A 17,750-nucleotide genomic window follows, 5' to 3' on the forward strand; every position below is an offset into this window, starting at 1 on the left:
GAACCATGTACGCAACCACCTATCATCGCCCAGCCTCGATCACCGACGCCGTCAAGCTGCAGTCCTCCTTCGACGAGGCAAAATATGTCTCCGGCGGCATGACGCTGATCCCCACCATGAAGCAGCGGCTGGCCGCCCCCTCCGATCTCGTCGATCTGCGTCACATCGCCGAGCTCAAGGGCATCACCGTCAACGGGCGCCGGGTGCGCATCGGTGCGGGAACGACGCACCATGAGGTCTCGACCTCGGCCGAGATCGAGGCCGTCTGCCCGGCGGCCTGCCATCTCGCCGCCCATATCGGCGACCCGCACGTGCGCCACATGGGCACGATCGGCGGCTCCATCGCCAACAACGACCCGGCCGCCGACTATCCCGCCGCCATGCTGGCGCTGGATGCGACGATCATCACCAATGCGCGCGAGATCCCTGCCGGCGACTTCTTCACAGGCCTCTTCGAAACGGCGCTGGAAGACGGCGAGATCGTCGTTGCGGTAGCCTTCGACGCGCCGGCAAAGGCGGCCTATGCCAAGTTCGCGAACCCGGCTTCACGCTATGCGATGGCCGGCGTCTTCGTCGCGAAGGCGGAGAATGGCAGCGTTCGGGTTGCGGTGACGGGCGCCGGCTCCAACGGCGTGTTCCGCCATGCGGGCCTGGAGGACGCGCTTGCCGCCGACTGGTCGGCGGACGCCGTCTCCGCTGTCGAGGTGGATGCCTCCGACCTGCTCTCGGACCTCCATGGCAGCGCCGAATACCGCGCGAATCTCGTGAAGGTCATGGCCAAGCGCGCGGTCGCCGCCACCTGACCCTCGAAAAAGCTGAAGCTGTTCGATTAAAAGGGCGGTTGAGGCCGTCCTTTTTTCGTGCAGACTTGACATGCATCAATAGGAAATGGCCTTTTGCAGTCTAGGATACATTGGAATGGTTCAAAGGTGGCGCCGATTTGCCGCAGCGGACGCCGTTGCAGCAGGACACCGCCGGGTGTAGCCGTTTGAACGACCGCCAACGATGATGATGACGTCCGGAGTGTTGCCGGACCGGAGACTCTGGATGGACTTCGAGACCTACTTCAAGAACGAGCTGGACGGCCTGCATCAGGAAGGCCGCTACCGCGTCTTCGCCGATCTGGAGCGCCAGAAGGGCAATTTCCCGAAAGCGACGCGCTACACGGCAAACGGCGTCCAGGACGTCACGGTCTGGTGCTCGAACGACTATCTCGCCATGGGCCAGCACCCGAAGGTGACCGAGGCGATGAAGCTCGCCATCGACCACTGTGGCGCCGGTGCCGGCGGCACCCGCAACATCTCCGGCACCAACCATTACCATGTCCTGCTCGAACGCGAGCTTGCCGACCTGCACGGCAAGGAAGCCGCTCTTCTCTTCACCTCCGGTTACGTCTCGAACTGGGCCGCGCTCGGCACGCTCTGTTCCAAGATCCCCGGCATCATCTGTTTCTCCGATGCCGGGAACCACGCCTCGATGATCGAGGGCATCCGCCACTCGAAATGCGAACGCGTGATCTGGAAGCACAACGACCTGAAGGACCTCGAAGCCAAGCTCGCCGCCGCCGACCCGAAGGCGCCGAAGCTGATCGCCTTCGAATCGGTCTACTCGATGGACGGCGACATCGCTCCCATCAAGGAAATCTGCGACATCGCCGACAGGTACGGCGCGATGACCTATCTCGACGAAGTGCACGCCGTCGGCATGTACGGCCCGCGCGGCGGCGGCATTGCCGAACGCGAAGGCCTGATGCACCGCCTTACCGTGATAGAAGGCACGCTCGGCAAGGCCTTCGGCGTCATGGGCGGCTACATCACCGGCTCGGCCGCGCTCTGCGACTTCATCCGCTCCTTCGCCTCGGGCTTCATCTTCACGACGGCCCTGCCGCCGGCGCTTGCCGCCGGTGCCCTCGCCTCGATCCGCCATCTCAAGGAAAGCCAGATCGAACGCTTCGCGCACCAGGAGCGCGTGCGCCGCCTGCGCTCTCTGCTCGACCGCAACGGCATTCCCCACATGCCCAATCCGAGCCATATCGTGCCGGTGATGGTCGGCGACGCCGCCAAGTGCAAGTGGATATCGGACCTGCTGCTCGACAATTTCGGCATCTATGTCCAGCCGATCAACTATCCGACGGTGCCGAAGAAGACCGAGCGCCTGCGCATCACCCCGACGCCGCTGCATTCGGACGCCGATATCGACCACCTCGTCGGCGCGCTCCATTCGCTCTGGTCGCGCTGCGCGCTGGCCCGCGCGGTCGCCTGAAGCAAGAATGTAAGCAGGAACTATCCAATGAGCCCGGCGGCCACCCGCCGGGCTTCTTCGTCCGCGGCGAAGACATCGTCCATGCAGGACGCCGGCGGCAGGTGGCTGAGCCTGTCCATCACGCCTTCGGCGATGTCGGCCATCGCGAGGAAGCCGATGCGTCCGCCGACAAAGGCGTGGAAGGCCACCTCTTCCGCCGCATTCATCACCGCGCCCTGCAGCCCGCCGCGCGTGAGCGCCGTTCTGGCGAGGCGAAGCGCCGGAAAGCGAACCTCGTCCGGCGCCTCGAAATCGAGCCGTGAGAGCTTCGCAAAGTCGAGCCGGTCGACGTTGAGCGGCGAACGCTGCGGATAGGTCAGCGCATAGCCGATCGCTGTGCGCATGTCGGGCGCGCCCAGCTGCGCGAGCACCGAGCCGTCGACATACCCCACCATGGAATGGATGATCGATTGCGGATGCACGACCACTTCGATCTGGTCCGGCCGCACGTCGAAGAGATGCTTGGCTTCGATCATCTCCAGCGCCTTGTTGAACATGGAGGCGCTGCCGATCGAGATTTTCAGGCCCATCGACCAGTTGGGATGCGCCCGCGCGATGTCGACGGTCACGCCCGCCATCCGCTCGCGGCTCCAGGTGCGGAAGGGACCGCCGGACGCCGTCAGCACGATGCGCTCGACGGCCTGGCGCTGATCGTCTTCCAGCGCCTGGAAGATCGCGCTGTGCTCGCTGTCGACCGGGATGAGGCGTCCGCCGCCTGCCGAAACCGCCTGGACGAAGAGGTCTCCGGCGGACACGAGGCATTCCTTGTTGGCAAGCGCGATGTCCGCGCCCTTCTTCGCTGCTGCCAGCGTCGGGGCAAGGCCCGCCGTGCCGACGATCGCCGCCATCACCCAGTCCGCGTCGCCGGAGGCCGCTTCCAGCAGAGCCGCCCGCCCTGCCGCCGCTTCGACGCCGCTTCCGGCAAGCGCATCCTTGAGCGCGCCGTAGCGGCTCTCGTCGGCCGTCACCGCCGTCCGCGCCCCGCAGTCCCGGGCCTGTGCGGCGAGCAGTTCCACGTTGCCGTTGCCGGTCAGCGCCAGGACCTCGAAGCGTTCGCGCCCGCCGAGCTGGCGCACCACGTCGAGCGTGCTGGTGCCGATGGAGCCTGTGGAGCCGAGAATGGTGATACGGCGCTTCTGCCGCGCGTGGGGAGCCATGGTGGATTTCCGCGTTTTTCTTCTTATCAGCAAAAGGCTCTACAGGCGAAAGACGCCTGCAACAAGTCATCGAAATGCTGTAAAGCGAAGGCTGCGCCAGTCTTCTGGAACCCGCGGCTTGACCTTTTCGCCCGGACGGCCATAACGTCCCCGCAAAGCGGTCTTCCGCCCTGACGCGATTGGAGAAATCTGTGTACCGACGCCTGAGAGTATGGACCCTCGCCTGCCTCGCCTTTTGGGCGGCGGCTCCGGCCTGTGCCGACGAGCCGGTCCCAGGTGGTCTCGGCGGCACGTGGCTCGCCGAGGACATCGGCGGCAACGGTGTCATCGACAACCTGCAAACGACGCTGGAGATCAAGCCGGATGGCTCCTACGGCGGCAATGGCGGCTGCAACACCTATCGCGGCAAGCTGAAGGTGCAGAACGGCAACATCGCCTTTGCCCCGGCCGCGGCGACGCGCAAGATGTGCGCGCCCGCCATCATGGATCAGGAGCAGAAGTTTTTCGATGCGCTCGGTACCGTGACCTCTTGGAAGCTCGAGAATGGCATCCTGCACCTGACGGGCAAGGAAGGCGCGCCGGCGATCCGCCTGGCGGCGCTGAAGAACAACACGGATATCATCATCCGCCTGCCCGGTCCCGAGCAGAGCGTGGCACGCGAGACGCTGAACTACCAGTGCGACGCCGAGCAGCGCGTCGTCGTCGAATACATCAATGTCGGCGCGAACTCGCTGGCCGTGCTGAGAATCGGCGAAGAGACGGTCATCGCCGCCAACGTCATGTCGGCTTCCGGCGCCAAATATGCCGGCGGCCGCCACGAATGGTGGACCAAGGGCGACGAGGCGACGCTTTACGACCTGACCAGGGGCGAGAACGCGCCGGGCGTCAACTGCCGCAAGACCGGCTGAGACGGGACCGCATCGAAGAGGGAAACGGAATGCCTACCTTCCATGTCGGACAGAAGGTCGTCTGCATCAACGACCGTTTCAAGAATGTCTCGATCGACCAGGGCATCCGCAAGGGGCAGATCTATACGGTCCGCTGGGCCGGCCATTATCGCCACTATGTCGACGGCGACTTCTACGGCATCAAGCTGATGGAGCTGTACCGCGGCAAGGACGACGGCCCGGAGGGCTACGGCGCCGTCGACATGCCCTTCCGCGCCAGCCGCTTCCGTCCGCTCGTTTCCGACCGCATCCGCAACCTCCTCGGCCTGAAGGCCCCGCCGCCGAAGGTCGTCGCCACGCCCTCCATCGTCCCCGCAGTCCGCGCCAAACCGCACGTCGTCACGCCCGAGCGCGAGACGGAAGAGGTCTGAACGTCTTCTGGAGAAGATGGTGATCCCGCCGCGATTCGAACGCGGGACCCCCAGATTAGGAATCTGGTGCTCTATCCTGCTGAGCTACGGGACCACTGACTGCACCCATACAAAAGCCGCGGCCGGAAGCCAAGCGATTTTCGGGGCCGCGCCGACGAGTTCCATGGGGAACAGCGCGGCCGGCCGGGCCGTGGGACATTCGGTCATGGGATGGCCACCGCGACCTCCGTCCGATCCTCCCCGCCTTGCCCGGCTGTTCGTCCCTGCAGCCGGGCTCTTTTTGTCAGGCAGCGAGACGGCTTTCGGCGAGCTTGACCCAATAGGTCACGCCGTGGGGGATGGCGTCGTCGTTGAAATCGTAGGCCGGATGGTGGAGGCCCGCCGTGTCACCGTTGCCGAGGAAGACGAAAGAGCCGGGCCGGGCGAGCAGCATGTAGGAAAAATCCTCCCCGCCCATCATCGGATCGAGCGACGGATCGACCGCCGCCTCGCCGGCTATCTCGCGGGCCACCGAGATGGCATGGCCGGTCTCTTCCGGGTGATTCACCGTGACGGGATAGTTGCGGTGATAGGTGACCGTAATCTCGGCGCCATGGGCGGCGGCAAGACCGCCGCAGATCTGCCGGATGCGGGCTTCCGCTTCCTCGCGCATGTCGGGATCGAGCGTGCGCACCGTGCCGGCGAGCTGCGCCTCTCCGGGGATGACGTTATGGGCGAAACCCGCATTGAACTTGGTGACGGAAACGACGAGGGAGGCGATCGGATCGGCAACGCGCGAGACGATGGTCTGAAGCGCCGTCACCACCTGCGCGCCGATGACGATCGGGTCCACCGTCTTGTGCGGCAGCGCCGCGTGACCGCCGCGACCCCTGATGGCGATGTTGAACTCATCGGTCGCCGCCATGATCGGCCCGGAACGCGTGCCGAAGGCGCCGACCGGCATGCCGGGCAGGTTGTGCATGCCGTAGACCTCGGAAATCCCGAAACGCTCCATCATGCCGTCCTTCACCATTTCGTTGCCGCCGCCGCCGCCCTCCTCGGCCGGCTGGAAGATGACCGCGACGTTGCCCGAGAAATTTCTCGTCTCGGTTAGGTACTTTGCCGCACCGAGCAGCATGGCCGTATGGCCGTCATGCCCGCAAGCGTGCATCTTGCCCTTGACGGTGGAGGACCAGGGCTTGCCGCTCGTCTCGTCCATCGGCAGCGCGTCCATATCGGCACGAAGCCCGATCGTGCGTCCCTCGCCCTTGCCGCGAATGATGCCGACCACGCCGGTGCGGCCGATACCGGTCACGATTTCGTCCACCCCGAATTCGCGCAGCTTCTGCGCCACGAAGGCCGCGGTCTTCTCGACGGCGAAGAGGAGCTCCGGTTCCCGGTGCAACTGCCTGCGCCATTCAGCGATTTCGTCCTGCATTTCTGCGGCGCGGTTCAGAATGGGCATGCAACACTTCCTGTCATTTCGGCCGCAAATTTGGCCATCTGCACTCGATGGCTTTGCCATCACGGTGCCATATAGGTTAAATAGGGCGACGGTTCGAGACAACTCCCGATTTCGAGGACAGACCCTTGCAGATGAACGGACGAACGACGCGCCGGAGCGCATGGCATCTGGGCTGCGGCCTGCTGCTCGCAGCTTCCCTCCTGGCAACCACGGCGGCAGCCGGCCCGCGCATGCTGGTGGACGTCAACACGCTGAAGGTCATCGAGCACGAGGACGCCTTCCAGCGCTGGTATCCGGCCTCGCTCACCAAGCTGATGACCGCCTATACCGTCTTTCGCGCCATCAAGGCCGGCGAACTGACGCTGGAAAGCCCGGTCGTGATGAGCAAGCACGCCGCCGCCGAGCCGCCGAGCAAGATGTATTTCAAGCCCGGCCAGAAGATGACGCTCGACAGCGCGCTGAAGATCATTCTCGTCAAGTCGGCGAACGACGTCTCCGTGGCCATCGCCGAGTCCGTCGCCGGCTCCGAGGAAGCCTTCGTCGCCCGCATGAATGCCGAGGCCAAGCGCATCGGCATGATTTCCTCGCGCTTCATCAACCCGAACGGCCTGCCCGGCAAGGGCCAGTATACGACGGCGCGCGACCTTGCCGTGCTCGCCGTGACGCTGAAGCGCGAATTCCCGCAATATGCGTCCTATTTCGCGCTTGAAGGCTTCACGACCGGCAAGAAGCAGTACCCGAACTTCAACATGCTGATCGGCCGTTTCAACGGTGCGGACGGCATGAAGACAGGCTTCATCTGCGCTTCCGGCTTCAATCAGGTTTCCTCCGCTACCCGAAACGGCCGCAGCGTCGTCTCCGTCGTGCTCGGTTCCGACAGCCTCGGCGCCCGTGCCGACATTTCCGCCGGCATGCTGGAAAAGGGCCTGACGATGCGGGTGGGCAATGTGCCGACGCTCGGCCAGCTCCGCCCCTACGGTGAGACGCGCGACATCGTCGCCGACGTCTCCGAAGAGATCTGCTCGAAGCATGCCGCCAAGGTGCGCAGCGAAGGCCGCGACGAGGCGGGCCGCCAGAAGCTGGCCTCGCCCTATATCCATGAACTGAACCGGCCGCTGAAGCTGGTCTATGCCGGCCTCATCGGCGGCGACACGGCGAAAACGGCCGGCAACGACAAGGTCGCCGCCGGCGATATCGGCGACATCGCCAACGTTCCGATCCCGATCCCGCGTCCCACGTTCTGACAGGAAAGACCATGACCCTCGCTGAGCGGCGCGTGCCGGTTTCCGTGCTGACCGGGTTTCTGGGTGCGGGCAAGACGACCCTGCTCAATCGCCTGCTGAAGGACCCGTCGCTCACCGATACCGCCGTCATCATCAACGAGTTCGGTGAGGTCGGCATCGACCACCTCCTGGTCGAACAATCCGGCGACGGCATCATCGAGCTTTCCGACGGCTGCCTTTGCTGCACGATCCGCGGCGAGCTCGTCGATACGCTCGCCGACTTGATGGACCGCATGCAGACGGGCAAGATCCAGCCCCTGAAGCGCGTGGTGATCGAGACGACCGGCCTTGCCGATCCCGCACCGGTGCTCCAGGCGGTCATGGGCAATCCCGCGCTTTCCCAATCCTTCAGCCTCGACGGCGTCATCACCGTCGTCGACGCCGTCAACGGCCTGTCGACGCTCGCCAATCATCCGGAAGCCGTCAAGCAGGTCGCGGTGGCCGACCGCGTGCTGGTTACCAAGGCCTCGCTTGCCGATGCCGGAGCGCAGGACGCCATAAGGAGCGAGATCGCTGCGCTCAATCCGCGGGCGCCCGTCTCGGACGCCGATGCGCCCGGAGTGGTCACGCCGGACCTGCTCGCCAACGGCCTCTATGATCCCGGCAGCAAGATCCCGGATGTCCGCCGCTGGCTGCATGAAGAGACGCACGGCCATCATCCTCACGATCATGCGCACCATCACCACCATCATGATCACGCACACGGCCATCAGCACGCCCATGACGTGACGCGCCACGACGCGACGATCCGCTCCTTCAGCATCGTGCACGACCGCCCGATCGATCCGATGGCGCTGGAAATGTTCCTCGACCTCCTGCGCTCCGCGCATGGCGAGAAGCTCCTGCGCATGAAGGGCATCGTGCTGATGTCCAACAGTCCGGAGCGCCCGCTGGTGCTGCACGGCGTGCAGAGCGTCTTCCATCCGCCGGAGCGGCTCGCCGCCTGGCCGGACCCGGCCGACCGCCGCACGCGGCTGGTGCTGATCACCAAGGACCTGCCGGAAGCCTTCGTGCGCGACTTGTTCGACGCCTTCACCGGCACGCCGAAGATCGATCGGCCGGACCGCGCGGCGCTGGCGGACAATCCGCTCGCCATACCCGGCCTGAGGCTCTAGGAGATTCCTCCAAAGCCGTGCAGCAGTTTTCCGGGAGATGGAAATCTCCGGAGACTAGCCCAGCTTCCGGATGAGGAAGCGATGTCCTGCCTCGACGCGCTCGCTCGCTTCGAGCGCGTGGCCGTCCTCCCGGCAGAAGTGCGGGATGTCGATGACGGCGAGCGGATCGGTGGTCTCGACCCAGAGCACGGCGCCGGCCTCCATCGTGGAAAGACGCTTGCGCGTCTTCATCACCGGCAGCGGACATTTCAGCCCGCGCAGGTCGTAGACCTCGACTTCCTCGCGCGCCGCCGCCACGGTCATTTCTGCCAGAACTTCCAGAAAGGCTTTTTCGGCGTCTCTTCCACGACCTGGACGTCCGGGGTTTCCTTCGGCAGGGTGCCGGCGTCTTCCGCCGGCTTCTCAACCTTTTCCGTGGCGCCGTCGGCGGCCGGGATTCGGGCTTCCTTGCTTGCCTGACGGCCGGCATCGAACGTTGCCTGCTCCGTGCCCTGCGTCACGCCCGCGGCCGGTTCGGCCTCGGACTGCCCCTCATCCTTCGCCCAGAGCTTCCAGAAGGGTTTGGTTTCCTTCTTCTCAACGGCCGCCACGCCCGGATTTTCCTCCGGTACGGGCAGGGCTTCGGCCGCGCCCCGCGCCTGCTTCTCCGCCTTCGCGGCGGCGACATCGGCGGCGAGGTTTTCCGCTTCCCTGGCCTTCCGCTGCTCGGCTTCCAGGGCGGCCTGCTCGGCTTCCCGCTTGGCGCGCTCGGCAGCCTCGACCTTCCGCCTTTCGGCCTCCTCGGCCTTGCGCTTCTGTTCCTCGATCTCGCGTGCCGTCATCAGCTTGCCGGCATCGAGGGAGCTTCCGGTCGGCGCATAGGCGAGTTCCCGGCCCTTGCGCTGGTCGGCGACGATCGCCTTGCGCTCGGCCTCCGAAGGCTCGATCCAGACGGTGCCCTCGTACTTGCTCATCGCCTTCGCGTAAGCTGCGTCATAGGTCTTGTTGTAGCTGGCAAGCGCCACTTCCAGCGCAGCCGGCGTCGTCATCGCCGGGCAGGCGCCGGCCGGCGGGAAAGGCTTGTCGGCCTGCTGGTTGAAGACGTACTTCTTCTCGCAGACATTGACCTCCGGCGGACGCTTGGTGATCTCGAAATGGTCGTAGCCGACCTTCAGCATCTTCCAGAATTCGATGTTCGGATTGTCGCGGTGCCGGGCCATGTTTTCCGCGGTCATGCGGAAGGGGAAGGCCTGGAGCTGGATCGTCTTCTGGCCGCCGTCGAAGGCATCGCGCGCAAAGGCGAAGATCTCCAGCATCTGCTCGTCGGTCATGGAATAGCAGCCGGAGGACGAGCAGGCGCCGTGGATCATCAGATGGCTGCCGCTCGCCTTGATGGCACGGTCATAATTGTTCGGGAAACCCGTATTGATCGCGAGGAAGTAGCTCGAATTCGGATTCATGTTCGCCCGCGAGAGCGGATAGAATCCTTCCGGCGCCTGGCGGTCGCCTTCCTTCATCTTCGGGCCGAGCTTGCCGGACCAGGCGCAGATCTTGTAGTTGCGCACCAGCTTGAAGCGGTTCGAGCGGTCCGCTTTCCAGAGCTCCAGTCTGCCCTCTTCCTTGAAGATGCGCAGCATGATCGGCGAGGACCGGTCGATGTTCATCGAGGAGAGCTTGCTGAGCACCGCCGGCGAAAGCTGGTAGCCGGTCTTGCTGGAAACCTTGGAGATGTCGACATCGACCTTGTCGAACGAGTCGAGCGTCTCGTTGGTGCAGCCTGCGGCGACCACGGCAAGGAGCGATACGGCGGCAAGAACAGTCAGGCGCATTCCAGAAGTCCGTGAAAATCGTCAGATCGCGAGCCGTCGCGCCGGCGGGCGGGACGCGCAGTCGTAACCGGCTTATACTTCATAAATTCTTAACCGGAAATTCTTTCGCGAGGCTGCCGGAAGACCGCACCCGTTTCAGACACAAGGATTATGGCCGAGATTGGGCAAGGGCGGCGCGAGACGCCGCCAAAGAGCCGATCCGTCAGAGCTGGCGCCCGATATTGAGGTAGCGCTGGCGGCGGTCCTGGCGCAGCTGGTCGCCGGGCTTGCCGCCAAGCTCCTTCAGCGCGGCGGCAATCACGTCGCCCGTGCGGCCGATGACCGCCGCGGGATCGCGATGCGCGCCGCCCACCGGCTCCGGAATGATGCCGTCGATGATGCCGAGAGCCTTCAGGTCCTCGGCCGTGATCTTCATGTTGCTCGCGGCCTCCTTGGCGCGGGTGGAATCGCGCCAGAGGATCGAGGCGGCGCCCTCCGGCGAGATCACGCTGTAGATCGCGTGCTCCAGCATGTAGACGCGGTCGCCGGTGGCGATCGCGATCGCGCCGCCCGAGCCGCCCTCGCCGAGCACGACCGAGACGATCGGCACGCGGATGTTGAGACACATTTCCGTCGAGCGGGCGATGGCCTCGGCCTGGCCACGCTCTTCCGCACCAATGCCCGGATAGGCGCCGGCGGTGTCGATCAGCGTGATGACCGGCAGGCCGAAACGGTCGGCCATTTCCATGATGCGGATCGCCTTGCGGTAGCCCTCCGGACGGGCGCTACCGAAATTGTGCTTCAGGCGCGACTTGGTGTCGTTGCCCTTTTCCTGGCCGATGATCGCGACGGCTTCGCCGCGGAAACGGCCGAGGCCGGCCTGGATCGCCTCGTCCTCGGCGAACTTGCGGTCGCCGGCAAGCGGGGTGAATTCCTCGAAGAGCTGGGCGGCGTAGTCGACGAAATGCGGCCGCTGCGGATGGCGCGCCACCTGCGTCTTCTGCCACGGCGTGAGCTTGGCGTAGATGTCCGCCATCGCCTCGCGGGCACGCACTTCAAGCCGGCCGATCTCGTCCGTCGTGTCGATGCTCTCATCTTCCTCTGCGAGCTTCCTGAGCTCGTGGATCTTGCCTTCGAGATCCGAGATGGGCTTTTCGAAATCGAGGTAGTTGTGCATGAGATGCGTTTCCGATCGTTTGCTCAAACCGCGCCAGGCTGCCGTCGGCCAAGGGCCAGTCGCAAGCGGTGGGGGTCCTAATCCGGTTTTTTTGCCTGTTTGGCAAGAGGGTGATGGGTCTGAACCAGCTGGTGGAGCCGTTCTTCCAGCACATGCGTATAGATTTGTGTCGTCGAAATGTCCGAGTGGCCGAGCAGTTCCTGCACCGCGCGCAGGTCCGCGCCGTTCTGCAGGAGATGGCTGGCGAAAGCATGGCGCAGCACGTGCGGCGAGAGCGTCGACGCGCGGATTCCGGCCCGCCCCGCAAGTGCCTTCAGGTCGCGCGCAAACACCTGCCGCGGCAGGTGCCCTTCCTTGCTCTGGGCGGGAAAGAGGAAGGTGCCGGCCGCCGGGTCGCCGCCGGTCTCCGCAGCCAGCGCCTCGCCATAGGCTTTCAAGGCGGCAACCGCGGCGCGCGACAGCGGGACCAGCCGCTCCTTGTTGCCCTTGCCCTTCACCACGAGGAAGCGTCCCGTCTGGGCCAATACGCTCGCCGGCAGCGAAACGAGTTCGCTGACGCGCATGCCGGTCGCATAGAGCAGTTCGACGAGCAGGTGCATGCGGCGGCGCAGGAGAAGGTTGCCGCCGGGCTCCGCCGCCTCCGCCTCGGCCCGGGCTATAAGGCGGCCGACGTCGTCGACGCTCAGCGTCTTCGGCAGCGAACGCCCCTTGCGCGGCGCATCCAAGATGCCGGTCGGGTCGTCGCCGCGCAGGCCTTCGCCATAGAGGAACTTGAAGAACTGCCGCAGCGCCGAAAGCCGCCGCGCCTGCGAGGATGCGGCAAAGCCCTGCTTGGCGAGGTGAGCGAGATAGGCGCGCAGGTCATCCGCCGTCGCCTCCGTCAGGCGCACGCCCCGCTCGTTGAGAAAGGACCGCGCATCCTCCAGGTCGCGCGTGTAGGATTGCAGCGTATTCGCCGCAGCACCGCGCTCGGCGCTCATCATTTCGAGGAAGGATTCCACCTGGAGCGCCGACGGGTCCCTCATTGCTGCGGGTTCACCCGTTCGGAGGGGATACGGATCGTCACCTCGCGCTCGGTGGGTTCCACGAAGGTCACCAGCGCCACCATCGTGCCATAGATCGACCCGGCGATCACGGCGCAGAAGAACAGGAATCGGAACAGGGTCGGCATGGCGCTCTCCGGAACGATGCCCTCTATATCGCCTCGCCCTCCGCCGAGCGCAAGGGAATTGGATCCGCGGATCGAGAGAGCAAGGATCCACCTGCACATATGCCCCTCCGCGGCTTCCCGCGCTGCGCAGGCTTGACGCTTCCGGTGCTTTTGTCGATACGGAAGGGAGCGAAACCCCGGAAACGCCATGACCGAGCTGATCGAACAGGCCACTCCCACGCTCGCCGAGCAGGCCCGTGCAGCGCTCGGCAAGCGTAACCTCGTGCTCATCGGCCTGATGGGTGCCGGCAAGTCGGCGATCGGCCGCATGACGGCCCAGGCGCTCGGCATTCCCTTCATCGATTCCGACCATGAGATCGAGCGCGTCTCGCGCATGTCGATCGCCGATCTCTTCGCCGCCTATGGCGAGGCCGAATTCCGCGCGCTCGAGACCCGCGTCATCAAGCGGCTGCTGCGCAGCGGCCCGCGCGTCGTGTCCACAGGCGGCGGCGCCTATATCAACGAGAACACGCGCCGGCACATCAAGCGCGGAGGGCTCACCGTGTGGCTGAAGGCCGATCTCGACGTGCTCTGGGAACGCGTCAACAAGCGTGACACCCGCCCGCTGCTCAAGACGGAGAACCCGCGCCAGACGCTCGAAAACCTCATGAACGCCCGCTATCCGATCTATGCGGAAGCGGACCTCACGGTGCTCTCGCGCGACGTGAAGAAGGAAACCATGGTGGAGGAGGTGCTCTCGGCGATCATCGCCTCCACGCGAAAAACCTGACGGGATGACCATGACTGCCAATGCCACCGCACGCCGCGCCGTGCGGGTCGACCTCGGCGACCGCTCCTACGACATTCTGATCGGCCCCGGCCTCATCGCCGCCGCCGGCCGCGAAATCGCAGGCCGCCTCAAGGGGCGCAAGATCGCCGTCATCACCGACACGCATGTCGCGCCGCTCTATCTCGACGGCTTCATGGACTCGCTCCGGGCGGAAGGCATCGATGCCGTCTCGCTCGTGCTGCCGGCCGGCGAGAAGACCAAGAGCTTCGAGCATCTGATCAGCGTCTGCGACAGCGTGCTCGCCGCGCGCATCGAGCGCAACGACGCGGTGGTCGCGCTTGGCGGCGGCGTCATCGGCGACCTCACCGGCTTTGCCGCCGGCATCGTGCGCCGCGGATCGCGCTTCATCCAGGTGCCGACCTCGCTCCTGGCGCAGGTCGACTCCTCCGTCGGCGGCAAGACCGGCATCAATTCGGCGCACGGCAAGAACCTGATCGGCGTCTTCCACCAGCCCGACCTCGTGCTCGCCGACACGGATGTCCTCGACACGCTCTCGCCGCGCGAATTCCGCGCCGGCTATGCCGAGGTCGCGAAATACGGCCTGATCGACAATCCGGACTTCTTCGCATGGCTCGAAAGGCACTGGAGGGAGGTCTTCGCCGGCGGCGAGGCGCGTATCGAGGCCATCGCCACCAGCTGCCAGGCCAAGGCCGACGTCGTGGCGGCCGACGAGCGCGAGAACGGCCAGCGCGCCCTGCTCAACCTCGGCCACACCTTCGGCCATGCGCTGGAAGCCGCCACGCATTACGACAGCGCCCGTCTCGTCCACGGCGAAGGCGTTTCGATCGGGATGGTGCTCGCGCACCAGTTCTCCGCCCGCCTGAACCTTGCCAGCCCGGACGACGCAAAGCGGGTCGAGGCGCATCTTCGCGAGGTCGGCCTTCCCACCTCCATGGACCAGATCCCCGGCGGCCTGCCGCCGGCGGAAAAGCTGATGGACGCGATTGCGCAGGACAAGAAGGTCAAGGCAGGCAAGCTCACCTTCATCCTGACGCGCGGCATCGGCCAGTCCTTCGTCGCCGACGACGTTCCGCAATCCGAAGTCATCGCTTTCCTCAAGGAAAAGCTGCCGAAATGAACAGCGATACGCCCGCCGCGCTCGCTCCAGCCTCCTGGCCTTGGATCGTCCTCATCCTCGGCCTGATTGCCGCCGTCGCCCTCCTCTTGCGATGGCGCTCGTCGATCGCTGCGCTGTGGCGCTCGCGCCGGCAGGCCCGCGAGGCAGAAGGCGAGCGCCGGCCCGGCCAACCCTCCCGCGACGGCGCATTTACTAGGTCCGATCGCGACAGGATCGCCAACGCGCTCGATCTCGATGCCCTGGAAGTCTCCGACATCATGATCCACCGCACGGCCATGCGGGCGCTCAATGCCGGCGATCCGCCGGAGGAGATCGTCAATGCGGTGCTCGAAAGCCCCTATACGCGCATGCCGCTCTGGGCTGGCTCGGTCGACAACATCGTCGGCGTCGTGCATGCCAAGGACCTCCTGCGCGCGCTTGCCGAGCCGGGGGTCGAGCCGAAGAACCTCGACATCACCAAGGTCGCGCAAAAACCCTGGTTCGTGCCCGACACGACGACGCTGAAGGAACAGCTTGCCGCCTTCCTGCGCCGCAAGGAGCATTTCGCGACCGTGGTGGACGAATATGGCGAGGTGCAGGGCCTCGTCACGCTTCAGGATATCCTCAAGGAGATCGTCGGCGACATTTCCGACGAGAAGGCCGTCGACATGCAGGGCGTGCGGCAGGAAGCGGACGGTTCGCTCGTCGTCGACGGCGGCGTGGCGATCCGCGACCTCAACCGTGCCTTCGACTGGAACCTGCCGGACGAGGAGGCGACGACCATTGCCGGCCTCGTCATCCATGAATCGAAGTCGATCCCGGAGGAGCGGCAGGCCTTCACCTTCTACGGCAAGCGCTTCATCGTCATGAAACGGGTCAGAAACCGCATCACCAAGCTGCGCATCCGCCCGGCCGAGCCGGAAGGACCGCGCGCCTGATCACCAGCGGGTCGGCTCGCCCGGTGCAGCGGCCTCGACGGCAAGCGCGTGCAGGCCCGCATCGAACTCCGCCTTCACGGCATCGTTGATCGCCCGGTGGCGCGCCACGCGGCTCATGCCGGCGAAGGCGGCCGAGACGATGCGCACCCGCATATGCGTCTCGCCCTCGCCGTCGAAGCCCGGCTGATGGCCGGCATGAAGATGGCTCTCGTTGATGACTTCGAGCCGTTCGGGCGAGAACGCGGCTTCTAGCTTGCCGGCGATGCTGGATTTCATGGACATGGACAACCTTCGGAGGCGCGCCTCGGCGGCCGAAATCATGCGCCGCGGTGCGGAAAAATGGTCCCACAAAGCCAGCAACAATCCGCTTTGTCAATTCTTGTTGCAGGCCCTTCGCAACCCCATAATGAGCGCCATGAAACTCGACTCCAAATACTTCGACCGCATCCGCACGAAGCGGCGCGTGGAGCGTCCCGAACGCACTGCGCCGACCTGCCAATGGGATGGCTGCGAGGAGAATGCCGTGCATCGCGCGCCTGTCGGCCGCAATGCCGAGGGGCAGTACTTCATGTTCTGCTTCGAGCACGTCAAGGAATACAACAAGGGCTACAACTACTTCTCCGGCCTCTCCGACTCGGAGATCGCCCGTTACCAGAAGGAAGCCATCACCGGCCACCGCCCGACCTGGACGATCGGCGTCAACAAGGCTGCGAAGAACGGCCCGGCACAGGGCACGGCACGCTCCGGCACGGCCGGGGCAAATCAGCGCATCCGCGATCCGTTCGGTTTCTTCGCCGAGGGCAAGGGACGCGGCCCGCGCATGGAACCGCGCGCCCGCAAGCTCAAGACGCTGGAGGCGAAAGCCTTCGACACGCTCGGCCTTGCCGCCGACGCGACCGCGCAGGACATCAAGTCCGCCTACAAAGTGCTTGTCAAAAAGCATCACCCGGATGCAAATGGCGGAGATAGAGGCTCGGAAGAGCGTTTTCGCGCGGTCATCCAAGCATATCAATTGTTAAAGCAGGCCGGCTTCTGCTAGAGCATTTTTGCAGTCGGGCGGAATCGCCCGGCGTCGTACAAATGCGGTTAAAAAGAAAAGCATAGGCGGCGTACAACAGACATTTGGGCGGACGCGCGGGTGGCGCCTGCCGCGGAGACGTGATGAGCAAGATGGATCTCGACATTTCCAACCTCCCGGATACCACGGTCTCCGTGCGGGAGGTTTTCGGCATTGATACCGACCTCAGGGTCCCGGCCTATTCCAAGGCGGACGCCTACGTGCCGGATCTCGACCCGGACTACCTCTTCGATCGGGAAACGACCCTCGCCATCCTCGCAGGCTTCGCCCACAACCGGCGCGTCATGGTCTCCGGCTACCACGGCACCGGCAAGTCCACCCATATCGAGCAGGTCGCCGCCCGCCTCAACTGGCCGTGCGTGCGCGTCAACCTCGACAGCCATGTCAGCCGCATCGACCTCGTCGGCAAGGACGCCATCGTCATCAAGGACGGACTGCAGGTCACCGAGTTCAAGGACGGCATCCTGCCCTGGGCCTACCAGCACAATGTCGCGCTCGTCTTCGACGAATACGATGCCGGCCGCCCGGATGTGATGTTCGTCATCCAGCGCGTGCTGGAATCCTCCGGCCGCCTGACGCTGCTCGACCAGAGCCGCGTCATCCGCCCGCACCCCGCCTTCCGCCTGTTCGCGACGGCCAACACCGTCGGCCTCGGCGATACGACCGGCCTCTATCATGGCACGCAGCAGATCAACCAGGCGCAGATGGACCGCTGGTCGATCGTCACGACGCTGAACTACCTGCCGCACGACAACGAGGTGAACATCGTCGCCGCCAAGGTGAAGCGCCTTGCGTCCGGCAAGGACGGCCGCGAGACGATCTCGCGCATGGTGCGCGTCGCCGACCTCACCCGCGCCGCCTTCATCAACGGCGACCTCTCGACCGTGATGAGCCCGCGTACGGTCATCACCTGGGCGGAGAACACGGAAATCTTCGGCGACATCGCCTTCGCCTTCCGCGTCACCTTCCTCAACAAGTGCGACGAGCTGGAGCGCACGCTGGTCGCCGAGCTCTACCAGCGCGCCTTCGGCGTGGAACTGAAGGAAAGCGCCGCCAACATCGTCCTGGAAGCGACGGCCTGACGGCAGGGTGAAG

18 protein-coding genes, 1 tRNA gene and 1 pseudogene are annotated in these 17,750 nt (G+C 65.1%); 11 read left to right on the forward strand and 9 right to left on the reverse strand.

Features of this window, described 5'->3' with window-relative positions:
• The first annotated feature begins 5 nt into the window (after positions 1-5).
• Together ACIIOY_RS21510 and hemA are read left to right on the forward strand one after the other, a co-directional pair.
• Positions 6-803 (forward strand): FAD binding domain-containing protein, encoded by a 798-nt coding sequence (locus ACIIOY_RS21510; protein ID WP_411036728.1) that lies wholly within the window; start codon positions 6-8, stop codon positions 801-803.
• 244 nt (positions 804-1,047) lie between these two features.
• Positions 1,048-2,262 (forward strand): 5-aminolevulinate synthase, encoded by a 1,215-nt coding sequence (gene hemA / locus ACIIOY_RS21515; protein ID WP_411036729.1) that lies wholly within the window; start codon positions 1,048-1,050, stop codon positions 2,260-2,262.
• A 20-nt stretch (positions 2,263-2,282) separates the two neighbouring features.
• Here hemA and dxr read toward each other — a convergent pair whose 3' ends face one another.
• Positions 2,283-3,458: a 1-deoxy-D-xylulose-5-phosphate reductoisomerase gene (gene dxr, locus ACIIOY_RS21520; RefSeq protein ID WP_411036730.1), complete on the reverse strand. Its 1,176-nt coding sequence runs from the start codon at positions 3,456-3,458 to the stop codon at positions 2,283-2,285.
• 191 nt (positions 3,459-3,649) lie between these two features.
• Between dxr and ACIIOY_RS21525 the strand changes: the two genes are divergently transcribed.
• Positions 3,650-4,366 (forward strand): META domain-containing protein, encoded by a 717-nt coding sequence (locus ACIIOY_RS21525; protein ID WP_411036731.1) that lies wholly within the window; start codon positions 3,650-3,652, stop codon positions 4,364-4,366.
• A 29-nt stretch (positions 4,367-4,395) separates the two neighbouring features.
• Positions 4,396-4,776 (forward strand): CAP-Gly domain protein, encoded by a 381-nt coding sequence (locus tag ACIIOY_RS21530; protein ID WP_411036732.1) that lies wholly within the window; start codon positions 4,396-4,398, stop codon positions 4,774-4,776.
• 17 nt (positions 4,777-4,793) lie between these two features.
• On the opposite strand, the gene ACIIOY_RS21535 is transcribed toward ACIIOY_RS21530, so the two are convergent.
• Positions 4,794-4,870, reverse strand: a tRNA-Arg gene (locus tag ACIIOY_RS21535).
• A 189-nt stretch (positions 4,871-5,059) separates the two neighbouring features.
• Positions 5,060-6,220 carry a M20 aminoacylase family protein gene (locus ACIIOY_RS21540; protein WP_411036733.1) on the reverse strand — a complete coding sequence of 387 codons (1,161 nt, stop codon included), beginning with the start codon at positions 6,218-6,220 and terminating at the stop codon, positions 5,060-5,062.
• Between the two features lie 131 nt (positions 6,221-6,351).
• Between ACIIOY_RS21540 and ACIIOY_RS21545 the strand changes: the two genes are divergently transcribed.
• Positions 6,352-7,464 (forward strand): D-alanyl-D-alanine carboxypeptidase family protein, encoded by a 1,113-nt coding sequence (locus ACIIOY_RS21545; RefSeq protein ID WP_411036734.1) that lies wholly within the window; start codon positions 6,352-6,354, stop codon positions 7,462-7,464.
• Between the two features lie 11 nt (positions 7,465-7,475).
• Positions 7,476-8,618 carry a CobW family GTP-binding protein gene (locus tag ACIIOY_RS21550; RefSeq protein WP_411036735.1) on the forward strand — a complete coding sequence of 381 codons (1,143 nt, stop codon included), beginning with the start codon at positions 7,476-7,478 and terminating at the stop codon, positions 8,616-8,618.
• A gap of 54 nt (positions 8,619-8,672) precedes the next feature.
• Here the strand turns inward: ACIIOY_RS21550 and ACIIOY_RS21555 are convergent, their stop codons facing one another.
• From ACIIOY_RS21555 to ACIIOY_RS21575, 5 genes are all read right to left on the reverse strand, one after another.
• Positions 8,673-8,921 carry a sulfurtransferase TusA family protein gene (locus tag ACIIOY_RS21555; RefSeq protein ID WP_411036736.1) on the reverse strand — a complete coding sequence of 83 codons (249 nt, stop codon included), beginning with the start codon at positions 8,919-8,921 and terminating at the stop codon, positions 8,673-8,675.
• The gene (locus tag ACIIOY_RS21560) at positions 8,918-10,426 is read right to left on the reverse strand and encodes a L,D-transpeptidase family protein (RefSeq protein WP_411036737.1); all 1,509 of its coding nucleotides are present in this window, start codon (positions 10,424-10,426) and stop codon (positions 8,918-8,920) included. Before ACIIOY_RS21560 ends, ACIIOY_RS21555 begins: the two co-directional genes overlap by 4 nt.
• Positions 10,427-10,628: 202 nt before the next feature.
• Positions 10,629-11,582 (reverse strand): acetyl-CoA carboxylase carboxyltransferase subunit alpha, encoded by a 954-nt coding sequence (locus ACIIOY_RS21565; protein ID WP_411036738.1) that lies wholly within the window; start codon positions 11,580-11,582, stop codon positions 10,629-10,631.
• 77 nt (positions 11,583-11,659) lie between these two features.
• The gene (gene xerD / locus ACIIOY_RS21570; protein ID WP_411036739.1) at positions 11,660-12,607 is read right to left on the reverse strand and encodes a site-specific tyrosine recombinase XerD; all 948 of its coding nucleotides are present in this window, start codon (positions 12,605-12,607) and stop codon (positions 11,660-11,662) included.
• Positions 12,604-12,852 carry a hypothetical protein gene (locus tag ACIIOY_RS21575; RefSeq protein WP_411036772.1) on the reverse strand — a complete coding sequence of 83 codons (249 nt, stop codon included), beginning with the start codon at positions 12,850-12,852 and terminating at the stop codon, positions 12,604-12,606. Before ACIIOY_RS21575 ends, xerD begins: the two co-directional genes overlap by 4 nt.
• Positions 12,853-12,940: 88 nt before the next feature.
• Between ACIIOY_RS21575 and ACIIOY_RS21580 the strand changes: the two genes are divergently transcribed.
• The 3 genes and pseudogenes from ACIIOY_RS21580 to ACIIOY_RS21590 form a co-directional block, all read left to right on the forward strand.
• Positions 12,941-13,522, forward strand: coding sequence for a shikimate kinase (locus tag ACIIOY_RS21580; protein ID WP_411036740.1), 582 nt, complete (start codon positions 12,941-12,943; stop codon positions 13,520-13,522).
• 10 nt (positions 13,523-13,532) lie between these two features.
• On the forward strand, positions 13,533-14,660 hold the full coding sequence (aroB, locus tag ACIIOY_RS21585) for a 3-dehydroquinate synthase (protein WP_411036741.1): 1,128 nt from the start codon (positions 13,533-13,535) through the stop codon (positions 14,658-14,660).
• Between the two features lie 197 nt (positions 14,661-14,857).
• Positions 14,858-15,577, forward strand: a pseudogene (locus ACIIOY_RS21590) (transporter associated domain-containing protein); the annotation flags it as partial.
• Here the strand turns inward: ACIIOY_RS21590 and ACIIOY_RS21595 are convergent.
• Positions 15,578-15,859, reverse strand: coding sequence for a BolA family protein (locus ACIIOY_RS21595; protein ID WP_411036742.1), 282 nt, complete (start codon positions 15,857-15,859; stop codon positions 15,578-15,580).
• 124 nt (positions 15,860-15,983) lie between these two features.
• Here ACIIOY_RS21595 and ACIIOY_RS21600 point away from each other — a divergent pair, with 124 nt between their 5' ends.
• Positions 15,984-16,616, forward strand: coding sequence for a J domain-containing protein (locus ACIIOY_RS21600; protein ID WP_411036771.1), 633 nt, complete (start codon positions 15,984-15,986; stop codon positions 16,614-16,616).
• A gap of 122 nt (positions 16,617-16,738) precedes the next feature.
• Positions 16,739-17,737 carry a cobaltochelatase subunit CobS gene (gene cobS / locus ACIIOY_RS21605; RefSeq protein ID WP_411036743.1) on the forward strand — a complete coding sequence of 333 codons (999 nt, stop codon included), beginning with the start codon at positions 16,739-16,741 and terminating at the stop codon, positions 17,735-17,737.
• Positions 17,738-17,750: the final 13 nt, after the last annotated feature.

The sequence above is a fragment of the Shinella agrisoli genome (genome assembly GCF_046557955.1).
Lineage (GTDB): Bacteria > Pseudomonadota > Alphaproteobacteria > Rhizobiales > Rhizobiaceae > Shinella.